The 20,292-nt window shown below is 74.5% G+C and carries 16 protein-coding genes; 6 read left to right on the top strand and 10 right to left on the bottom strand.

What is annotated here, in order from left to right:
* Nucleotides 1-143: 143 nt before the first annotated feature.
* The 4 genes from AB0L59_RS09885 to AB0L59_RS09900 form a co-directional block, all read right to left on the bottom strand.
* On the bottom strand, nucleotides 144-857 hold the full coding sequence (locus AB0L59_RS09885; protein WP_365581307.1) for a 2-phosphosulfolactate phosphatase: 714 nt from the start codon (nucleotides 855-857) through the stop codon (nucleotides 144-146).
* Nucleotides 858-886: 29 nt separating this feature from the next.
* Nucleotides 887-1,171: a DUF1232 domain-containing protein gene (locus AB0L59_RS09890; protein ID WP_365581309.1), complete on the bottom strand. Its 285-nt coding sequence runs from the start codon at nucleotides 1,169-1,171 to the stop codon at nucleotides 887-889.
* 30 nt (nucleotides 1,172-1,201) lie between these two features.
* Nucleotides 1,202-2,437: a hypothetical protein gene (locus AB0L59_RS09895; protein ID WP_365581311.1), complete on the bottom strand. Its 1,236-nt coding sequence runs from the start codon at nucleotides 2,435-2,437 to the stop codon at nucleotides 1,202-1,204.
* A gap of 794 nt (nucleotides 2,438-3,231) precedes the next feature.
* A complete protein-coding gene (locus AB0L59_RS09900) occupies nucleotides 3,232-4,596 on the bottom strand; it encodes an FAD-dependent oxidoreductase (RefSeq protein WP_365581313.1) in 1,365 nt (454 codons plus the stop codon).
* Nucleotides 4,597-4,798: 202 nt separating this feature from the next.
* Here AB0L59_RS09900 and AB0L59_RS09905 point away from each other — a divergent pair, with 202 nt between their 5' ends.
* A complete protein-coding gene (locus AB0L59_RS09905) occupies nucleotides 4,799-5,923 on the top strand; it encodes an NAD-dependent epimerase/dehydratase family protein (protein WP_365581315.1) in 1,125 nt (374 codons plus the stop codon).
* Here AB0L59_RS09905 and AB0L59_RS09910 read toward each other — a convergent pair.
* Nucleotides 5,875-7,755: an NlpC/P60 family protein gene (locus tag AB0L59_RS09910; RefSeq protein ID WP_365581316.1), complete on the bottom strand. Its 1,881-nt coding sequence runs from the start codon at nucleotides 7,753-7,755 to the stop codon at nucleotides 5,875-5,877. The genes AB0L59_RS09905 and AB0L59_RS09910 overlap by 49 nt on opposite strands.
* 362 nt (nucleotides 7,756-8,117) lie before the next feature.
* Here AB0L59_RS09910 and AB0L59_RS09915 point away from each other — a divergent pair, with 362 nt between their 5' ends.
* Nucleotides 8,118-10,094, top strand: coding sequence for a DUF1996 domain-containing protein (locus AB0L59_RS09915; RefSeq protein WP_365581622.1), 1,977 nt, complete (start codon nucleotides 8,118-8,120; stop codon nucleotides 10,092-10,094).
* A 126-nt stretch (nucleotides 10,095-10,220) separates the two neighbouring features.
* Here the strand turns inward: AB0L59_RS09915 and AB0L59_RS09920 are convergent, their stop codons facing one another.
* Together AB0L59_RS09920 and AB0L59_RS09925 are read right to left on the bottom strand one after the other, a co-directional pair.
* The gene (locus AB0L59_RS09920) at nucleotides 10,221-10,919 is read right to left on the bottom strand and encodes a lipoprotein (RefSeq protein ID WP_365581318.1); all 699 of its coding nucleotides are present in this window, start codon (nucleotides 10,917-10,919) and stop codon (nucleotides 10,221-10,223) included.
* A gap of 84 nt (nucleotides 10,920-11,003) precedes the next feature.
* Nucleotides 11,004-11,948: a GNAT family N-acetyltransferase gene (locus AB0L59_RS09925; RefSeq protein WP_365581320.1), complete on the bottom strand. Its 945-nt coding sequence runs from the start codon at nucleotides 11,946-11,948 to the stop codon at nucleotides 11,004-11,006.
* 104 nt (nucleotides 11,949-12,052) lie between these two features.
* On the opposite strand from AB0L59_RS09925, the gene AB0L59_RS09930 reads away from it, so the two are divergent.
* The 3 genes from AB0L59_RS09930 to AB0L59_RS09940 all read left to right on the top strand — a co-directional run bounded on the left by AB0L59_RS09930 (nucleotide 12,053) and on the right by AB0L59_RS09940 (nucleotide 15,367).
* Nucleotides 12,053-12,511, top strand: a complete 459-nt coding sequence (locus AB0L59_RS09930; RefSeq protein ID WP_365581321.1) for an NAD(P)H-dependent oxidoreductase — start codon at nucleotides 12,053-12,055, stop codon at nucleotides 12,509-12,511.
* Between the two features lie 394 nt (nucleotides 12,512-12,905).
* The gene (locus tag AB0L59_RS09935; protein WP_365581323.1) at nucleotides 12,906-15,074 is read left to right on the top strand and encodes an acetoacetate decarboxylase family protein; all 2,169 of its coding nucleotides are present in this window, start codon (nucleotides 12,906-12,908) and stop codon (nucleotides 15,072-15,074) included.
* Nucleotides 15,075-15,103: 29 nt separating this feature from the next.
* On the top strand, nucleotides 15,104-15,367 hold the full coding sequence (locus AB0L59_RS09940; RefSeq protein WP_365581324.1) for a hypothetical protein: 264 nt from the start codon (nucleotides 15,104-15,106) through the stop codon (nucleotides 15,365-15,367).
* Nucleotides 15,368-16,090: 723 nt separating this feature from the next.
* Here the strand turns inward: AB0L59_RS09940 and AB0L59_RS09945 are convergent.
* The 3 genes from AB0L59_RS09945 to AB0L59_RS09955 form a co-directional block, all read right to left on the bottom strand.
* Nucleotides 16,091-16,888 carry an SAM-dependent methyltransferase gene (locus AB0L59_RS09945; RefSeq protein ID WP_365581326.1) on the bottom strand — a complete coding sequence of 266 codons (798 nt, stop codon included), beginning with the start codon at nucleotides 16,886-16,888 and terminating at the stop codon, nucleotides 16,091-16,093.
* A gap of 40 nt (nucleotides 16,889-16,928) precedes the next feature.
* On the bottom strand, nucleotides 16,929-17,579 hold the full coding sequence (locus AB0L59_RS09950; RefSeq protein WP_365581327.1) for a GNAT family N-acetyltransferase: 651 nt from the start codon (nucleotides 17,577-17,579) through the stop codon (nucleotides 16,929-16,931).
* A 446-nt stretch (nucleotides 17,580-18,025) separates the two neighbouring features.
* On the bottom strand, nucleotides 18,026-18,610 hold the full coding sequence (locus AB0L59_RS09955) for an ATP-binding protein (RefSeq protein ID WP_365581329.1): 585 nt from the start codon (nucleotides 18,608-18,610) through the stop codon (nucleotides 18,026-18,028).
* 789 nt (nucleotides 18,611-19,399) lie between these two features.
* Here AB0L59_RS09955 and AB0L59_RS09960 point away from each other — a divergent pair.
* Entirely contained in the window at nucleotides 19,400-20,275 is an 876-nt protein-coding gene (locus AB0L59_RS09960; protein ID WP_365581331.1) for a helix-turn-helix transcriptional regulator, read from the top strand.
* The last annotated feature ends 17 nt before the right edge of the window (nucleotides 20,276-20,292 follow it).

The raw sequence follows: 20,292 nt of genomic DNA on the forward strand, positions 1-20,292 counted from the left end.
CGCCGCGCGCGAGTCCGATCTCGCCCGCCGATGAGCCGCCATACGGGGCCCGCCCCGGCACCCGGTGGCCGCCCGCGTGGTGCAGGCGGTGCCGCCGGACACCCTTGTCGCCGGCGGCGCCCGCCGGGAGGGCGCGCGCAGAGTCACCCGGCCGGGCGGACCGCTTCCGCACGGTGCGGCCGCGCGCCCCCGGCGTCCACGGGACGCAGCACCAGATGGCCGTCCTCCCGGGCGGCCGCCATGGCGAACGGGAAGCTGTCCGCCTCCAGGCACATCGCCACATCCCCGGGATGCACAGCGGCCCAGCCGCGCCGCACGCCGTCGGCGAGCCGCGCGGCGGCGTCGGAGCGCCGGGCCCGCTCGAGGCACGGCCCCGGATCGGCCTCGGCCGTGCGGACGCGGTCGGCGATGTACTCGGCGCAGGCGAGATCCTCCGCCGCCCCGCCGCCGTCCCCGGTGACGACGAAGGTCACCGTCTTTGGCCGGGCCCGACGCAGCACCTCGGCCGTCGCGCCGGCGACGACGAAGCTCGCGCACAGCAGCAGCCCGGCGTCCGCCACGGACGGCGCCCCGGCCGTCCCGGCGGTGGTCTCCTGCACGACCGTGCGGCCCCGTACGTCCAGCGAAAGCAGCCGGGCGGGCGAGTTGGCCAGGTCGAAGCCGGGCACCGGCGCGCCGTCCTGGAAGGCGAGCCAGCCCGGGTGACGGGCCTTCAGGTCCAGAGCCTCCTGCTGTGTCGCGGCGAAGACGATCCGTTCGGCACCGCGCCGGAACGCCCAGGCGGCCGCGCGCATGACGTCGACGACCACGTCCGGAGCGGCCGGTGTACCGGAGGTGCCGGTGAACCCGGTCCGCATCGCTCCATGATGAGGCCCGTGGCGGCCGTTCAGCGCTCTGCGGGACCCGGCGGCAGCGGCCGGGCGGCGCGCAGGCTGCGCAGCGCGAGCAGCAGCACGGCGATGTCGTCCAGGTAGACGGGGTCGGGCAGCAGGTCGGTGGGCAGGATCAGATAGGCGACCGCGCCCCAGAACACCCAGCGCGGGCCGGCCGGCAGGCCGGCCCGCAGCAACGTGCGCCGCACGCGCACCAGCCGTACCAGGAGCCCGAGGGCGACGGCGAGGAGCGCGGCCGCGACGACGGCGCCGATCGCCAGCAGAGTGGTGGAATCCATCCGGGCTCCTTCCGTGCTCCGACGGGACCGCTAGGACGGCCGGTCCGCGCCGTCGGCGGCCTGTGCACCACCGTTCTCCGCTGCGGACTCCTGGGACGCCGACGGGTCCGGTGAGTGGCCGGCCGAGGTCTCGGCCGGGTCCTGCGGGGCGGGCGCCGGCTGTCGCCGGCCCTTGGCCGTGAGCTTCAGCCGTTCGAACGTCCGGGTCAGCTGCTGCAGCGTACCCGGCGGCCGGGACGCGGGCCGCTGCTGCGGCAGGGCGGGCGCGGGGACGTCGCGGTAGGCGGCGAGGGCTTCCATGGCCTGCTCGGCGGCCTGCTTGTAGAGGTCCCGGGACTTGGTCATCGCCTCCAGCGCCTCGGCGTACACGGCCACCAGCCGCCGTTCCCGCTCCAGCTCCTCCTGGAGGGTCATCAGGGTCCAGTTCTCGCGCAGGTCGGTCAGCGCCTCCTCGATCCCGAGCGGCAGCGGCCGGGGCAGGGCGACGAAATGCCGCAGGGCGGCGACGAGTTCGGCAGGCTCGGTACCGTCCAGGAAGACACTGCGCACGCTGTGGTCCCGGCCGTCGTAACTCTCCGGAGCGGGGTCCGGAGGGAGCAGCACCGCACCGCCGCGCGGCACCTCGACGCCCAGGGCCTTCAGCGCCCAGTTGACCGCCCGGAACTGCTGCGGCGCGGCGCGGTGCTCCACCACGCGGTGCCTGAGACCCGGCGGCAGCAGCCGGGCCAGCGGCAGCCTGCCCTGCTCGTCCGGGGTCATCGCCTCGTGCACGACGACGTTGACGCACCACGATTCGCGCGCCGCGTCCCGCAGCCTGCGCCGCATCTCCTTGTCGTCCGCGGGCAGCGCGTTGACCTGCCGGAAGCGCAGCCCGGCGACCGTGGCGTGGTGGTCCCAGGAGCCGTCCTCGCCGCTGCCGCCCTCGGGCCAGAACAGCGCCGCGGGTGACGGCCATGTCTCGTCCCAGGGGCGCTCGGCCTCCGCGACGAGCTGCCACTCCCGCCCCTGCGGCCGGCCCTCGCGCGCCAGGAGGGTGAGCCGGGCCCGCACGGTGACCGTGCCACCGGTCCGCCAGCGTGCCTCGAAGACCCGCCGGTCCGCGTCCTCGGGGACGGGGGGTTCGGCGAAGTCGTCGATGTCCCCGTTGTCCTTGTGCCGGCGCAGGGTGCGCCGGACGACCTCCTCGGGGGCCGGACCGGTGTGGCGGCCGCGGGCCGCCCAGAGGGTCTGCGGAACGGCGGCGCGGTCGGTGGCGGAGTTCGACATGAGCCAATCTGCTGATGGGGGCGGGTGCGCCTCCCAGTATCACCGCTCGGCCGGCCGGCACGTCGTCCGGGGCCGGGACGCGGCGCGTCGCGGCTGCCACGCGCCCCCGCGCACGGGACGCGCGCTGTACACCCGGGGCGCGTGGGGCACGCGTCGGGAGGCCGTCGTTCACACGTGTACGCGCCCTCCTGCGGTACCCACAATGGTCCGGCGAACGGGGTCCGTCCGTCCATCCGCTCAGGGGCGGACCCCGTTCACCGGCACCCGCGCGGGGACCCTTCTCAGCTCGCCTGGCCGCCGGCCCTCGTGCTGTGCGCGGCCCAGCACCGCGACGCGCCCCCGGCCCGGCTCCCCGCCGGCACCCCGGGCCTGCTCCTCATCGCGGCCTGTGTGCTGACGGGCGAGGTCCTCTCCCCGCGGCTCGGGCCGCCCGGGGCCGCCCCCGTACACCGGTGGCGGCCTCGCCCAGGGCGCAGCGCTCGCCGTCCTGACGGTGGCCCTGACGGTGTACGGCGGCCGCGAGCTCGCGGTACGCCGAGCCGCTCAGTGACGGCGACCGGCCTTCGCCTGCGGCAGTCCGCAGTCCCTGGAGGTGCCCCATCCGCCGCCGGAGAGCGGCAAGTCGCCACCCGTCGTCCTGCCGGGCGGTCGGGGACGGGTCTGTGCGGCCGTGCGTCCGTCCGCTGCCGCCGGTGCCACTGCGCGAGCCGATCGCGGGGGCTCCGCCACGGTGCGAACGCAGCGGGGGCCGGCGCCTCGGCGCCGGCCCCCCTGAGCCCTCCGGGATCGCGGACCTACGCCCCGCTCTCCCGCAGCATGTCCTCGCGCTCGACGATCTTCACGCGCTCGCGGCCCTGCGGCTCGCCCAGGGCCCGCTCGGCGCCGTCCAGCCTGTACCAGCCCTCCCAGGTGGTGAACCGGACCTCGCGCTCGGCGAGGAAGGCGTCCACGGCCTCCGGCTCGGGTGCGGACGGCGTGTGCAGCCGGCCGTTCGCGTAGTCGTCCAGCAGGTTGGCGACGGTCTCGTTGGCGTCGCCCTTGGTGTGGCCGATCAGGCCGACGGGACCGCGCCGGATCCAGCCGGTGACGTACGTGGACTGCAGGGGTGTGCCGCCCTCCTCGACGACCCGGCCACCCTCGTCCGGGATCGTGCCCGAGTCGACGTCCCAGGGCAGCTTGGGAAGCTTCTCGGAGAGATATCCGACCGCGCGGTAGACCGCCGTGACGTCCCAGTCCTTGAACTCGCCGGTGCCCTTGACGTTGCCGGTGCCGTCGAGGGCGGTGCGCTCGGTGCGCAGGCCGACGACCCTGCCGTCCTCGCCGAGGATCTCCGCGGGCGACTCGAAGAAGTGCAGGAAGAGCTTGTGCGGCCGGTCGCCGACATCGCGGATCGCCCAGTTCTCCAGGGTCTTGGCGACCATGTCGGCCTGCTTGTTGCCGCGCCGGGTCTCGATCGAGCCCTCGTCGTAGTCGATGTCCTCGGGGTCGACGATGACCTCGATGTTGGGGGAGTGGTCCAGCTCGCGCAGCTCCATCGGGCTGAACTTCGCCTGGGCGGGGCCGCGGCGGCCGAAGACGTGGATCTCCACGGCCTTGTTGGCCTTCAGGCCGTCGTAGACGTTCGGCGGGATCTCGGTCGGCAGCAGCTCGTCCGCGGTCTTGGCGAGGATACGGGCCACGTCGAGCGCGACGTTGCCGACGCCGAGCACGGCGACCTTCTCGGCCTCGAGCGGCCAGGTGCGGGGTACGTCCGGGTGGCCGTCGTACCAGGAGACGAAGTCGGCGGCGCCGTAGGAGCCGTCCAGGTCGATGCCGGGTACGGGCAGTGCGCGGTCGGCCGTCGCGCCGGTGGAGAAGACCACCGCGTCGTAGAAGGCGCGCAGGTCGTCCAGGCTGATGTCGTTCGGGTAGTCGACGTTGCCGAACAACCGGATCTGCGGCTTGTCGAGCACCTGGTGCAGAGCGGTGATGATGCCCTTGATGCGCGGATGGTCGGGGGCGACGCCGTACCGGATCAGGCCGAACGGGGCGGGCATCCGCTCGAAGAGGTCGATGGACACGCCGGGGCCGGCGGCCACCTCGGACTTGAGCAGGGCGTCGGCGGCGTAGATCCCGGCGGGGCCGGCTCCGACGATGGCTACCCGCAGGGGGCGCGGCATGATCAGGTTCCCTTCGCGTCTGAATGGGCGACTCGATCGGGAAGCCTAAACTAAGGCAGACCTAAGTTGGTACGCGGGTCCGGTCTATGACCTCATAAGGTGATCTTATGACTTCCCCAGTGGCCTCTTATGGTCGGGGGTGTTCCCCTGGAGCGGCCGGTGCCCCACCCTGTCCTTGCACGGGAGGGCAGGGGAGGCGGGCGTGGCGGGACGCACGGGGACGACGGTCGCGGTGACGGGCGGCAGCGGCTTCGTCGGCAGCCATCTCGTACGACGCCTGCTGGAGCGCGGCTACCGGGTCCACGCCACTGTACGGAACCGGGCCGACGTACCGAAGGTCCGGCCGCTGTGGGAGTTGCAGGAGGCGTTCCCCGGTCAACTGGAGCTCGTCGAGGCCGACCTGCTGGAGGACCGCGCCTTCGACGAGGCGTTCCGCGGCTGCGCGGCCGTCTTCCATGTGGCGTCGCCGTTCCTGATGCCGGAGCGGATCAAGGACGGCCGACGCGACGTCGTCGACCCGGCCCTGCTGGGGACGCGTCATGTGCTGGCGGCGATCGAGCGGACCCCCGAGGTCCGGACCCTCGTGTTCACCTCGACCGTGGGCGCGATCTTCGGCGACTACGCCGATGTCCTCGCCATGGAGGGACAGGTGCTGTCCGAGCGGTACTTCAACACCACCAGCACCGTCGAGAACAACCCCTACCACTACGCCAAGACCCTGGCTGAACGTGCCGCGTGGGAGGCCGAGGGGGCGCAGGACCGCTGGCGCATGGTGGCGGTCAACCCCGGGCTGATCCTGGGGCCTTCGTTCACGCCCGCGTCCGACTCCGGCAGTCTCTTCCTGCTGGACGAGCTGTTCAAGGGTTACTTCTGCTACGGCGCCCCGGACTTCAGCTTCACCACTGCGGACGTCCGGGACGTGGCCGACGCGCACATCGCCGCCGCCGAGAACCCTGCGGCGACGGGGCGTTACATCGTGGCCGCCGAGACCATGACGTCGTTCCACGACATGGCCCGCATCGTTCTTGCCCATCACCCCCGCGACCTCCGGCTGCCGCGCACCGGGCTCCCGCACTGGCCGGTACGCATCCTGGGCCCCTCCTTCGGCCTCACCCAGGACTACATCCGCAAGCAACTCGGCATCCGATTCCGCGTCGACAACAGCCGCAGCATCCACGAACTGGGCCTCACCTACCGCCCGTTGGAAGAAACGTTGCTGGACCACTACGAGAGCCGGCGGGCCCACCGGGGCCGGCACCGACCCCGGTCCACGGGCCGTCAGGCGGGCCGCACGATCCGGTGGATCGCCGACTCCCCGGCGCCGTAGATCGACTCCTCGCGTATCGACGACCCCGGGCCCGGCGCGTGCACCATCATGCCGTCGCCGACATACAGGCCCACATGCCGGTCGTCGTCGAAGAAGAGGACCAGATCGCCGGGTTCGATCCCGGCGAGGGTGCACGCCGCACCGGCCAGCGCCTGCTGGTGCGCGGCCCGCGGCAGGGTGACCCCGGCGGCCCGCCAGGCGGCCTGGGTGAGGCTGGAGCAGTCGTAGGAGTCCGGCCCGGTCGCGCCCCAGACGCAGGGCTTGCCGATCTGAGCCCGGGCGAACGCGATGGCCCTGGCGGCCCGCACGGCCTGTGACGACTCGGGAACGAGGCCGAGGGGACCGGCGTCGGCCGCGGAGAGGGGGGCGGGAGCGGAGACGGGGGCCGTGGCGGGGGCGGTGGTGGCGGTCCAGCCGTCCACGGTGGGCCTCGCGGCCGCCGCCGCGCCGGGAGCCGCAGACGGCTGCTGCCACTGACCCGTCGCGAAGTCCGAGGCCGGCCGCACGGGAGCGGGCGGCGGCATCGGGAGGGGTGTGGAGGTGGACGGTGCCGCCGGAACGGTCGCGGGCGGCGCAGGCATGAGGGACGGGGGTGCTGCGACCGAAGCGGTCGGGGTGGGCGGTGGCGCGGGGACGGTCGCGGGCGGCGCGGGCGTGACGGCCCAGGGCGACCCCGCAGGCGCGGCGGACGCTGTCGGCATCGTCGTGACGGAACCGGGTCCGACGGCCGTCATCGGCATCGGTGGCGTGCTCGTCACGGCAGCCGGTGGTACGGCCAGGGCGGGCATGGGCGGCGCGGCCGCAACGGCGGCCTGCGGTACGGCGGAAGGGGGCGCGGGGGGTGCGGTCGTGACGAGAGCCGGCGGTTCGGCGGGAGCGGGCTCGGGGGGTGCGGTCCTAACGGCGGCCGGCGGTGCCGCCGTGGTGGGTGCGGACGGAAAGGGCGTGGCCGGGACGGCCAGTCGGGCGGCGTAACGGGAGACCACGTCGCTCGCGGCGGCGAGCTTGCGCTGGTTGTTCGCCTTGGAGGTGCCGGGGGACGGGCGGTCCGGCGCTGTGGTGCCGGGAAGGAGCCTCGGCACCTGGACCGCCGCACCCTGGGGGACGGACGGCGCGGCCAGCGGGAGGAGGGCCGTCTCGGCGGGGCCGAGGCCGGCCGCTTCCACCGGGCCGAGGCCGGCAGGTTCCACCGGAGTGAGGCCGGCCGGTTCCACCGGAGTGAGGCCGGCCGGGGCCTCCCGGTGGAGGGCGGCCGGGGTGGGCGGCATCAGCTGCGGTGCATTCACATCGGGGAACTGCTGGGTGGCGGGCGGGAGTTCGGGGCGGCGCGGGCCCGGCAACACCGCGCGTCCGCTCTCGCGCGCGGCCAGGGCAAGACTCGCCGGATCCGTCGGCCGGCCGGCCGCCAGCTCGGCCACCACGCGGTCGACGGCCCGCTCCAGGGCCTCGGACCGTCGAGCGGAGGGGCCCGCCCCCAGGGCGTCCGGTGTGCCGCCCGGCAGATCCCCGCCCCTGCGGCCCCAGGGGCGCCCCGTCGGTGCCGCTCGATCGGGGCGCCGGTCGGCGGGCAGTGCCGCGGGCACGGTCGGGCCGAGCCTGGCGCGTGCGCCGTCGAACCACGTCCGGGCGACCTCGTCGAGCGCGGAATCCGGTCGCCGGCCCGGCCGCTTGGCCAGCGGGACGCCCCGCGAGCGCGACACCGACGCCATGGCCCGGGTCGCGTTGTAGTTGCCCGTCGCGTTCTCGGCCTGGTCGTAGAGGGAGTCGATCCGCTGCCGGACCTCGTCCCGCTGCGGAACCTCGTCGCGGCTCTCCGGCGCCATGGAAGACATGCTCCTTCCTTGCCCCACAGGGCAGTTGGGCCGTTTCGTCCGGGCTTCGTCGAACGCCGGGCGGCCTCGCGTCAACCTAGCCAACGTGTGTACCTCGTGTGAAGGTTGAGGCGTGGAATGTCCGATACGTAAGTGTGATGTTCGCGGCGACGTTCGAAGGGGAAGAGATGACAGCCGCGTATTCCTGTGAGGTGCCGGTGAATTCGCGATTCCGTTGAACACGGGGGTGCCGTCCTCCGTATGGGGCCGGGGAGCTCCATGCCCCGACCGGCGCACACACCACACAGGGGACGACCTTGGCACGCAACAAGCGCAGACGCCCGACCCGCGTACGACGCGCGACCCTCGCAGCGGTCGCCCTGATGCTGGGCGGAGGTGGTCTCGTCGCGGCGAACGTCTATGCCTCGGCGAGCGAGGGCTGGGGCGGTGGATCCGGCACGAACGGAACCGGGCACGTCCTGTCCGCGGACATGGCCACCATCGACTGCCCCGACGTCGGCAGCCGCCTGACCACCGTACCGGCCGCGGCCCGCCCCGACGTGGACCGCGAACTCGCCCTGCTCGACCGGCAGACGGCGGACGCGTACCGGCAGCTCCAGCAGTCGGGGCAGGCAACCGGCCGGGACGCCGGGTCCGTCGACGACACGGTCATGAACCCGCTGAAGGAGCAGCGGTCCGAGGCGATCGGGCGGATCGCCGACGCCATCGACCGGGCGGGGGAGCGTCCACAGGGCCTGGACACCCTGGCCGCCTGCACCCTGCGCCCCGGCGGTGACGGCGCGAGCGGCGGCGCCCCGGCCACGGCCACCCCCGCCGGTGGTGCCCAGCAGGGCGGCGCCGGTCAGGGCGGCAACGGGCCCGTCGTCTCCGACTACGCGGACATCACCACCGTGCAGCCCGATGCGCCGAACCCGCCCGTGCAGGCCGACGCCGCGCGCGGCAGCTTCACCTCCGACTGCGGTGTCAACGCGAACGGCCTGCGCAACTCCGACAACGTCATCGTCGCCCCCGGCGTCTCCAACGGCGCCCACCACTTCCACGACTACGTCGGCAACCAGGGCAACAACGCCTTCGCGAGCGACGACGACCTCGCGAAGGCCGGGACGAGCTGTGTCGACCAGGGCGACAAGTCCACGTACTACTGGCCGGTGCTGCGTCTGCAGAACGGCACCCAGGAGCGGGACGCCGGGTCCCCGGGCGGCGGGACGGAGGGCAACGCGGGCCAGATCGTCACGCCCAAGCAGGTCACGCTGACGTTCGTCGGCAACCCGCGCGGCAAGGTCACCGCCATGCCACGGTTCCTGCGCATCATCACCGGCGACGCCAAGGCCTTCGTCAACGGGCCGGGCAACGCCAACGCGTCCTGGAGCTGCACCGGTTACGAGGACCGGCAGCTCAAGGACAAGTACCCGCTGTGCCCGGCGGGCAGTGACGTGGTGCGCACCTTCAAGTTCCAGAGCTGCTGGGACGGCCGTAATATCGACAGCGCCAACCACCGCACCCACGTGGCCTTCACCGCCCCCGACGGCTCGTGCCCGGCCGGCTTCCGCGCCATTCCGCAGCTGGTGCAGCGGATCGTCTACGACGTCAAGGCGCCGAGCGTTGCGGACGGCGGCCGGACGGTCCCGCTCTTCGCGGTCGACTCCTTTCCTGAGCAACTGCACAAACCCGTCACCGACCACGGCGACTTCATCAACGTCTTCGACGAGGACCTGATGCGCCAGATGGTCGACTGCATCAACTCCGGCCACACCTGCGGCCCCGGCGGCGACGGCTCCGGTACGACGGCGGCGCCCACGGCGAGTTCGGGCTCCGGTGCGACGACGCCCCCCACGGCCGGCTCCGGCTCGACTGCGACCGCGGCGCCCACGGCCGGCTCAGGCTCCGCTACGACGGCCGCCCCGAGCGACGCGGTCACGGAGCAGCCCGGCGGCACCGCCACCGGTACCTCCGCACCGGCACCCTCGGTTTCCCACGCCGGGGAGACCCCGCGGACCGACGCGACGATCGCGCCGGGCCGCACCACCCGGCAGGACGACGCCACCCCGAAGGACCACGCCACCAAGCGGGGCGAGCCCACCGCACCGGCACCGTCCGAGCCCACGTCCGCACCGGCGTCCGCACCCGCGTCCGCCCGGCCCACGACCACCCCGTCCGTGTCCGCCCCCCAGACCACCTCCGCCGGTTACGTCCCGCCGTCCGGCGCACAGTCACCACCGCAGGGCACCCAGGGCGCACTGGCGGAGACCGGGGCGCACCTGTGGCCCGCCGCCCTGGGCACGCTGCTCGCCCTGTCGGGACTGATCATGCTGCTCAGGGCCAGGCGTCTCCGTTACTGACGGCCGCCGCCCACGACGGCCGACCGTCTTTCCAGGGGGCCCGCCTCGCCGAGCCGGCCGGCCCCCTCCTGGTCGCAGGCGGCCCGGAGCTGGGCCGGGGCGTGAGCGGCCTGCGGCGGGGGGGGCTCAGGTCAACTCGATCGTCCGCTTGGCGAGTTCGTACGCGGGTCGCATGGCCTCGTGCTCCTCGGTGTCCATGCCGCCGAGGTGCAGGACGACCGGACCGTCGGGCGTGCTGACCGCCAGGGCGGTCTCCTTCCTGGTCTCGTCCAAAAGCTTGCTGGTGTAGAGGTACTCCACCTCCACGCCGGTCAGGCCGCCGCCGGTGCGGACGGAGTGGTACGTCTCCTCGCTGACGCTGTCCTCCGCGGCGACGAACTCCCGCAGCACACTGCCCGCGTCGGCACTCGTCCCGGTGCCGGTCCACACCCGCAGGAAGCCGATGTGGCCCGCCGGTTTGGCGTCGATCTCGCAGGCGGCGGTGACCGGCCCCTGGCGCAGGAAGGAGTCGGCCGGCGTCCCGGTCAGGTCTCCGCCGGAGTCCTTCGGGGACTTCGACGACTCCGCCGCTGCGTCGATCGCCTCGGCCTTCCAGTGCTCGGCGATGTCGAAACGGACGGGCAACGCACAGTCGGAACCGGCCGCCCCGACCGAACCGCCGTTCGCCGCCGCCCTTGCCCTGGCCTCCTTGCTCCCGGCGGTCGCAGACGCGCCGGAGGCGTTCTTCCCCCCGTCGTGCGCCGGCTTCGCGCACCCGCCGAGCACCGCCGCGAGAGCCACCGCCACGACCGCGCCGCCCCACCCGGACCCCACCCCGACCTGCACTTACTGCTCCCCTCCTGTTCAGGGGCGCCACTGTAACCGAGGGCACCGACGGCGACGAACGCCATCCGACCTGCGGTCCCTCGGTCAGCCGGTGACCAGTGCCTTGCCGTGGACCGTGGAGCTGTGCCGGACCGTCATGCCCAGGCGCTCGTACAGCGGGAGCGCGCCGGTGGCGGAGTGCGTCCACAGCGTGCAGGCGGGTCTGCCGAGGTGATGGAAGGCGCGGAACGCCTCCCGCAGCAGCGTGCCGGCGATGCCCTGGCCGCGGTGGTCGCGGCGCACCGCGACCCGCTCGACGTAGCCCTCGTCGTGTCCCGGTACGTCCAGCGACAGCACGGCCCCGACCACCTGGTCGCCCGCGAAGGCCAGCGGGGACGCGGCGGGCAGGAACGTGCCGCGTCCGACGGTGTGCCGGGCCCATTCCGGGTAGCTCTTGCGCCGCGGCTGCCACTCGTCGAAGGCGTCCTCGGTGAGCCGGTACACCGCCTGTTCGTCACCGTGCCGGAACGGCCGTACGGTGATGCCCGCCGGCGGGCCCGGCACCCTCGGTGCGTGCGGCAGCGCGATCTCCAGCAGCCACTCGGTGACCAGCCGGGAGTACCCGCCCGCCCGCAGGAGCGCGGCCGCGGCGCGATCGGCGTCCGGGACCGTCTGCGCGAGCCGGTCGCCGCCCAGGTGCCGGGCCCGGGTCTCGGTCCAGCCGAGCAGTGCCCCGCCGAGTCCCCGCCCCCGGTGCGCGGGGTGCACATGAACCCTGGCCCGCGAACCCTTCACCCAGCCGTACCCGGCCGGCCCGCCGGCGCCGTCGCACACGAGCAGCGCGCCGGACTCCGGCCCCGGGCCGGGCCGGGTGAGCTCGGCAGCGAGCCGGTCGGGGGCGGTCTCGGGGCGGCCGAACAGGTCGCGTTCGCAGGCGGCGACCAGGCCGTGGATCGCGTCCACGTCGGCGGTGGTCGCCGCGCGGCACCGGTAGCCCACCGGCAGCCACTGCGGGCGAGGATCGGCCATGAGTGCGTCCGCGCTGGTCACGGCTGCCCCTCCCGTCTCTCCCGTGCTCAGCCTCCTACCCCGCCGGGCCGCCTGCCACGCCCGCCGTTTGCGAGGCGCCGCGGGCGCACGGCAGGGTGCGGGGTGTGCCTACCTTGCTGATCGTCCATCACACCCCCTCGCCCAACTGCCAGGCGCTGTTCGAGGCCGTCGTCTCCGGCGCCACGACACCGGAGATCGAAGGCGTCCGCGTCGTCCGGCGGGCTGCCCTGTCCGCGACCGTCTCCGACGTCCTGGAAGCCGACGGCTATCTGCTCGGCACACCCGCGAACCTCGGCTACATGTCCGGCGCCCTGAAGCACTTCTTCGACCAGATCTACTACCCCTGCCTGGACGAGACCCGGGGCCGCCCGTTCGGTTACTACGTCCACGGCGGCAGTGACGTCACCGGCGCCGTCCGCGCCATCGAGACCGTGACCACCGGCCTCGGCTGGCGCCGCGCGGCCGACGCGGTGACCGTCACCGGCGAGCCCGGCAAGGCCGACGCCGAGGCGTGCTGGGAGCTCGGGGCGACGGTCGCGGCGGGGCTGATGCCCGGCGCGTGAGGGCCGGTCGAGCGCCGGGGCCCGCAGGCGGCCACCGGAGCGATCCCGCACCGCCCCGCGCCGACCGGACCTTGCTCGGCGGGGCCTCCCGCCATGCCGAGGGCGATCCGCAAGGGGTGACGCGCCGTGTACGGCAGACGGGTGAAGCGCCGGTGGGAACCGGCCGTGCGGCCCTCGGCGGACAGCGCGTACGTCCGGGGCGCCGAGGGCGGCGCCGTACCGGTGGGGGACCCGGCGGCGGCGGGCGGCACGGCCTCCGCGGACGTCCTCTACCTGGGCGGACGAAGGTGCGGACCCGAGGACCCTGGCCGACGATGGGACCGGGGCCGCGCCCTTCAGGCGCGGCTGAACCTTGTCATGTGTCGTCGTATGTCGTCGAGCGAGGGAGCGTCGGATGCGAGCGGACGGCCACGCACCCGGACGGTCCGCGCCGGACGGCCACGACGGCAGAGAACTGCTGCGCCGGTGCGCGCGGGACGTCGTGGACGTCGCCGAGGGCATCCGCGCGGTGTCCGAGCGCGCCGGCACCGCGCTGTTCGCGCCGCCCCTGACCGCGTCCGCGCGCCGCCGTCCCCGTACCGGCCTCGCCGCCCAGTGGGCGCTGCTGCGGGCCCTGACACGCAAACAGGGCCTCGGCGGCTCAGCGGGCACCGCGCCGAAGGGCCTGGGGTGTGTGCTCGGTGCGGCCGGTGAGGTGCTGGGCCGGGAGAGCCTGGCCGCGCTGGTCGCCGTCACCTCATTGCGCCTCGGGATCGCCGCCGTGCTGGTCGGTCATCCCGAGTTCGCACGCGACCCGGGCATGCGCCGGCTGATGGAGGCGGTCACAGCGAACCGCGAGCCGGACGCCGTACGGGCCCTGCGCGCGCTGTTCCGGGATCCGGGCGCCCAGCGCGCCCTGTCCGGGCTCGCCCCGCTGATGACGGAACTCCTCGCCGTCCGTGCCGTGTTGGACGACATCCCGAAGAACGCCGAGAGCGGCTGGGCGCTCGCGGCCGGGCGTGAGCCGTCCTCCGGCCCGCCGCACGGCGTCGGCGCCCCCCACCCGGCGGACACGGAGAGGGGAGAGGGTGCCGCCGAGCCGGTCGACCTCACCGACCAGGAGAAGCAGTTCATCGCGACGGAAGGGTCCTTCCTCGGATTCCTGCGCAACATCGACGTGCTGTCCACCAACGGGCGGATCCTGGTCCAGAACGTGCGCGGTCCCGACGGTGTCGTCCGCTTCGTCGTCCAGGCGCCCGGCCTGGCACCGGGCCGCCCCCGCAACGACTCCCCGCGGGACTTCGTCGGCGCCTGGCGCAACCTGTGCACGGCCGACTCCCTCCACACCCGCTCGGTGCTGCTCGCCCTGGCGGACTACGGCATCCCGCGCGGCGCCGATCTCGCGCTGATCGGGCACGGCGAGGGCGGGACCGCGATGATGAACCTCGCCCAGGACGAGGAGTTCTGCCGCACCTACCGGGTCACACACGTCGTCGCCGTCGGCTCGCCCGTCGGCGACAAGAAGCCCGCCGACCCGCGCACCTGGGTCGCCTGCATCACGAACCAGCACGACATCGTGCCCGGGCCCGCCGGCCGGGGCGCGGGCTCCGTGTTCGACCCGCACCCGCACTGGTACCAGGTCGACTACGCCGGGCCCACCCTCGAGTTCCCGCTGTGCCACATGCTCCGTGAGTACATCGAGCACCTGCGCACGGTCATCCCCGACGCCCGCGAGGACGTCGACGCGGCGCTCACGCCGTACCGCGGCCCGATCGTGCGCACGCGGGCCTACCAGCTCAAGGACCGCGCCCACCCGCCGGAGGGCCATCCCTTCCTCACCCTGCCGACCACCTCGGTCCCGACGACGGTCGGCCCGGTCGACGTGCCGGTGCGCTACTACGACTCCTCCGCCGCGCACCTCTGCTTCACCGTCTCCGCCGACGCGGCGCGCGGCCTGCTGCCGGACGTCACCTGGCTGACCCCGAGCAGGCTGGGCCGACGGGCGCTCGCCGTGCTGTCCCTCCACGAGCACCGCTGCAGCACGATCGGCCCGTACACCGAGATCGCGCTGTCCGTCCTGGTCGACGACCTGTGGCGGCCCCGCCGGTACGACGTCGCCGCGGACCTGCTGCGCCACGTCGACCTGCGCCGCACCGGCCGTTACGTCCTCTCCCTGGCCGTCACCAGCGAGGAGGCCCGTGTGGTCGCCCGGGAGATCTGGGGGCAGCCCGCGATGCGCACGACCGCCGAGGCCGACCTGACGGGCCGGAAGATCGACCTGCGCTCCCGGGACCTCGGGCTCACCGTCGAGGGCCGGCTCGGAGCGGGCATCCCCTGCCCGGAGGCCGACTGGGTCCTCTACGGCCGCCGGGCGGCGAGCACGGTACGCACCCTGGTCCGGGCCAACGGCAGGCCGCGGCTGCACCCCGGCACCGGTGTCCGGCTGCGGCTGGACACCCCGGCGGCCGAACCCCTCGCCGGACAGCTGCGCCGGCTCGGCCTCGACACCGCCCGGCCGCTGTTTGTTCTCACCTGCCCCCAGTTCATGCTCCACCGCAGCGCCGGCGCCGTCCTGCCGCGCTGACGTCCCCAGCCCGTCGAGTGGGAGCCGCCATGGTGACCGAGTCCCCCCGAGCGACCACGGCCTCGGCCGAGGAACTCCGCGCGCACGTCCGCACCTTGCGGGCCGACGCCGACCTCATGGACGGCTACGCCCGGCGGTTGCTCGCCACCGCGGCCACGCTGAGCGGCTGCCCCGCAGCCCCCGAGTGGAGCCGCCCCACGCTGGAGCGGCAGGCCGCCGCGTGCACGGCGGCGGCGGACCGACTGCGCACGGCCGCCCGGGCGTTGGACACCCACGTGCTGAACGGGGACTGATCCCGCACGGGTGGGCCCTTGAGCCGCGCCGGCCAGGTCCCCGACCGTGTCTCGCCCGTGGCCCGGCCGCGCAGCGTCCCGGACATGGCCGCCGCCGAGGCCGTCCTCGACCTCGGCGCGCGGGCCCCGACACGGGCGTCAGCACCGCCTGTGCCTCCGGCACCAGCGCGATCGGCCCGGTGCGGGACCTGGCCGCCGTCCGGCTCCTGCGACGTGGTGCTGGCACGGCGGCAGCCCCGAGGCCGCTTCCCGCCGGTCGACCGGGACCGGGACGGCTTCGTGCTGGGCGAGGGGGCGGTCGTCCTCGTGCTGGAGGCCACCACCGACGCCCACGCCCGGGGCGCACTCCCCGAGGCCCTGCTCGCCGGGCTTCGGCGCCTCCCGCGACGCCCACCATGTCACCGCCCGCACCCGGCGGGTGACGGCGCCGCCCGCTCCCGGTGCGCCGCCCTCGCCGCGCGGGCCTGGCGTCCGAGGACGTCGACCACGTCAACGCGCACCTCCGCATGCCTCGGCCGGGTCCACGACGGCCGCCGGCCGGACCGGTGTCGCCTCGGCGACCGCAGCCGGAACGCCGCAGGGCCGGGGAGGTCGGGGACGGCGGCCAGGTGGCCGAATCCGCGGGGCTGGAGCGTCGGTTCCCCGGCTGTGGGCGGGACATCGGCCGAGGGCGCCCCCTGCTCCGGGTGTCCGGCACGGCCGGGCGTGCCCGGCAGGGCATGGTCAGGGCTTGCGGGCCACCCCGACGTACACCGGCTGCTCCCGCACGACCCGCATCCCCGGCTCGGGATGCCAGTTCGTGGCCGCCACGACACCCGGGCCGCACAGCTCCAGGCCGTCGAAGAACCGGGTCACCTCGGCGTGCGAGCGCGCCCGGACCTGTGTGCCGCCGGAGCGGTAGACGGCCGTGATCCGCTCCCAGACCTCCGGGTCGAACTCGGCGCTGACGTGGGAGAGCGTCAGGTAGCTGCCGGGCGGGAGGGGGTCCAGCAGTGTCCGCACGATCCCGTAGGGGTCCTGCTCGTCGGAGACGAACGGCAGCAGCGCTATCAGTGACAGAGCCACGGGCCGATCGAGGTCCAGGTGGTCGCGTGCGTACGCCACGATCCGTTCCGGCTCGCGGACGTCGGCGTGCAGATAGGCGGTACGGCCCTCGGGCGTGCCGTGCAGCAGGGCCTCGGCGTGCCGCAGCACGATCGGGTCGTTGTCCGCGTACACCACCTGGGCGCTCGGGGTGACCGCCTGGACGACCTGGTGCAGGTTCGGTTCGGTGGGGATCCCGGTGCCCACGTCCAGGAACTGGTCGACGCCCCTGCGGGCGACGAAACGGGCGGCCCGGTGCATGAACTCGCGGTTGGCCCAGGCGGTGTCCTTGACGCCGGGGAAGAGCTCCAGCACCTTGCCCGCGGCCTCGGCGTCGACGGTGTAGTGGTCCTTGCCGTCCAGGAACCAGTCGTACATCCGCGCTGAGTGCGGCTTGCCGGTGTCGATCCGTTCCGGGCTGAATCCGGTGTCTGTCACGTCGGCTCTCCGTGAGGGGTGGGGGGTGATCGGGTGGTCGTCAGCGGCAGCGGGAGGCGGTTGCGCTGTCGTGGCGGTGCCATACGGCCTCGACCACACGGCCGTCGGGCAGGCTGCGCCGGGGCGGCCCCTCGTCCGGCAGGAAGCCGGCGCCGGCCAGCGCCCGCCGGCTCGCGGTGTTGCCGGGCTCCGCGCCCGCCCGGACCGTGCTCAGTCCGGCATGGGTGTGCGCGAGCGCCGCGCCGGCCCGGAAGAGCTCCGCGCCCAGGCCCTGGCCCCGGCAGGCCGGCGCCAGCCAGCCGCCCATCTCGCCCGTGCGCTGCTCCAGTTCGAGGGCGCCGGCATAGCCGAGCCCGGCCCTGCGCACACAGACCAGCAGCAGCGGGTCGTCCGGACCGGGCACATACGGCTGGGCCAGCTTCCGGGGCAACCGGCGGCCGTCGTCACCGGCCGGCCGCCAGGCGAGCAGGACCCCTCGGACGCCGGGGTCGGGCAGCACATGGTCCGCCTGGGTGCCGAGCCAGCGCTGCGCCTCGGCGTCGGCGCAGGCGGCGAGCGCCGCCGCCACGTCCAGCCGGGTCCGGGGTGTGAACAGCAACAGCCGTTCGGTGGCCAGGACATGCCGGCCGGCCGTGGGCTCGCACCGCCCGGGCACGGGCAGCCCGGGCGCGCTCCGCCTCCGGCGGATCACCGGCCAGACCATGCACACCCCCGACGGAACGGCCTGCGCGACGCCCACGGAACCCGTACGGACCCCGGGCGCCCTGACGGGTGCGGACGATCCGCACCGGCGGCGAATCTACCGGGATTCGGGGGTGGGCGGGGCGTGCCGTGGGGGCGGTTTTGGGACGTGGGCGAGGGATTCCTCCCGGTGGGCGCCGTGGGGCGCCGGTGACGTCAGCGGTGGCCGTGGTGGTGTGCGCCGCGATGGGGAGGGGCGCGGGCGGCGGCGAGGGGTGTGCCGGGCCGCTTGTGCGGGGTCAGCCGGTCTGCTCCTGCGGGCCGGGCTTGGGGCGGGTGCGGGTCCAGGACGGGTCGGCGGACGGGGTGGGGGAGGGGACGGTGTGGTGCATGGCGATCCTTCGCACTGGTGGGGGGATGGTCCGGGGCGGTGCGCCGGATCGGCGTGGCCCGCAATCAGGCCTGGCCGTACGGCAGCTCGGCCCAGACGACTCGGGCGGGGCGGCCGGATACCGGCGTCACACCCCATGCGCGGCTCAGCGCGTCGACCAGGAACAGCCCGCGCCCGTGCTGGTCCTCGGGGCCGGGGCGGCGCGCCGCAGGTAGCGCGGGGCCGCCGCCCCGGTCCTCGGCCTCGATCCGTATCCGGTCCGCCGTTCCGCGCAGCCGGCAGGTGATCCGCTCACCGGCCGTGTGCACGAAGGCGTTCGTGACGAGCTCGGACGTCACCAGGACCGCGTCGTCCCTGGTGCCTCGAGGCACGCCCCAGGAGGTCAGCAGGTCCTGTACGACCCGGCGGGCCGTGCCGGCGGCCTCCGGCCGGGCCGGCAGGTCGAAGGCGGCGGAACGGGGCAGCGGGTCCCCGGAGGCGAGCCGGTCGGGGCCGAGGGGCCCAGGGAGTCGGCCGAGGCGCTCGCCTCCGGGTGGTCTCAGTACGCCGGCGGGGTCCGGCGTGAGGTGCGGCTGCACCACGGGATCCGCCGAGGGACGGGGGCGGTCCGCCGGGTCCGGGGCCCGGTGCGGGGCATCGTCCGGGTCCACGCGCTCGCGCGCTCCGTCTGCCGTGTCCGCGCGCCGGTCCCGGCGTGCCGCGCGGTCCGGGACCTGGTGCGGCCGTTCCGTGCTGTCCGCGGTCGGGCGTGGCCGGTCCGCGCCGGTGGTCGGCCGCGGCCGTTCCGTGCCGATGGTCGGCCGCGGCCGTTCCGTGCTGCTCGTTCTCGGACGTGGTCGACCGGTGGGCAGGTCGGCGTCGGCCGGATCCCGACCCGGCCGACTGGGAGTGGAGGGCGCCCGGTGGGGCCGGGGCGCGTCGTCCGGGAACGGGCGTGCCCGGTCGGTGTCGGCGGGAGCCGCGTGCGGAGGCTGGACGGTGTCCGGAGTCCGGTCCGGGCCGTGTGTGGAGCGGTGCCTGCGGGGCGTGCCGGGCAGGCCGAACGGGCCCGGTGGCGGGGGTGGTTGGTCCGGGCTCCGGTCCTCGGGTGTCCGGTGGAGCGGTCGGGGGAGGGAGGGCGGAGCCATCGCCGTACGCCTTTCGTCCGGCCTCGTGCGGGGGGTGTCGGTGTCGGGCCGACCGCTCGCGGAGCAGACGACACACCGCCTCCCCTGAGGCCGTAGTGCGGCCCGGTCTCCCCCAACCGGCCGCGCCGCCTGCTCCTTGGTCGGCCGGAGCAGTGGGTCCACTGTCGCACCTGCCAACAACGCTCCGCAACCGGCAAGTTGAAATTTGCAAAGAGCTAGGTGCATGCTGCTTCGGCCAGAACGTGATCGAATGGGCCGGGGAAGTGATCGTGTGCGACGGTGTCCCCGGGTGACCGGTGAGGGGGTGTGCGTGTGACCGCGGAGACCGACTGGGGCGGTGCCCCCTCCGTCCTGCGCATGATCCTCGGCCGACAGCTGGAGGAGCTGCGGACCCGGGCCGGCCTCAGCTACGACGAGGCGGGCGCCGCCATCGGCGTCAGCCACTCCACGATCCGCCGCATGGAGGCCGCCAAGGTGGCCCGGCTGCGGCTCACGGACGCCGAGAAGCTGCTCCAGGTCTACGGCGTCATCGACCGCGACGAGATAGACACCTTCCTGCAGTCGGTGCGCGAGGCCAACAAGCGTGGCTGGTGGCACACCTACCGCGATGTGATGCCCGACTGGTTCGCCGCCTATCTCAGCCTGGAACAGGCCGCCTTGCAGGTCCGGGCGTACGAGAACCAGTTCGTGCACGGCCTGTTGCAGACCGAGGACTACGCCCGGGCCCTGCTCGGTGCCGAGAACCCGCACGCCTCCGCCGAGGCCACCGAACGCCGGGTCGCGCTGCGCATGCGCCGCCAGGAGCTGCTGACCCGCGAGACGCCGCCGCGGCTGTGGGTGGTGATGGACGAGACGGTGCTGCGCTGGCCGGTCGGCGGGCCGCAGGTGATGCGGGCGCAGATCGACCACCTCGTCGAGGTCAACCGGCTGCCCCAGGTGACCCTGCAGCTCATGCCGTTCGCCAACGGCCCGCACCCGGCGCTGCGGGCCGGCGCCTACCACCTCTTCCGGTTCCGGGCCCGGGAACTGCCCGACATCGTCTACCTGAACGGCCTGGTCGGCGCCGTCTACCTCGACAAGGCCGACGACGTCGTGGTGTACCGGGAGGCACTGGACCGGCTCGGCGCCCAGGCCGCGCCCGCCAAGAAGACGGAGGCCCTGCTCGGCGCGATCCGCAAGGAGCTGTGACGCACCAGTTCGCACGC

This window comes from Streptomyces sp. NPDC052109, from assembly GCF_040680195.1.
In the GTDB taxonomy this organism is placed as follows: Bacteria; Actinomycetota; Actinomycetes; order Streptomycetales; family Streptomycetaceae; genus Streptomyces.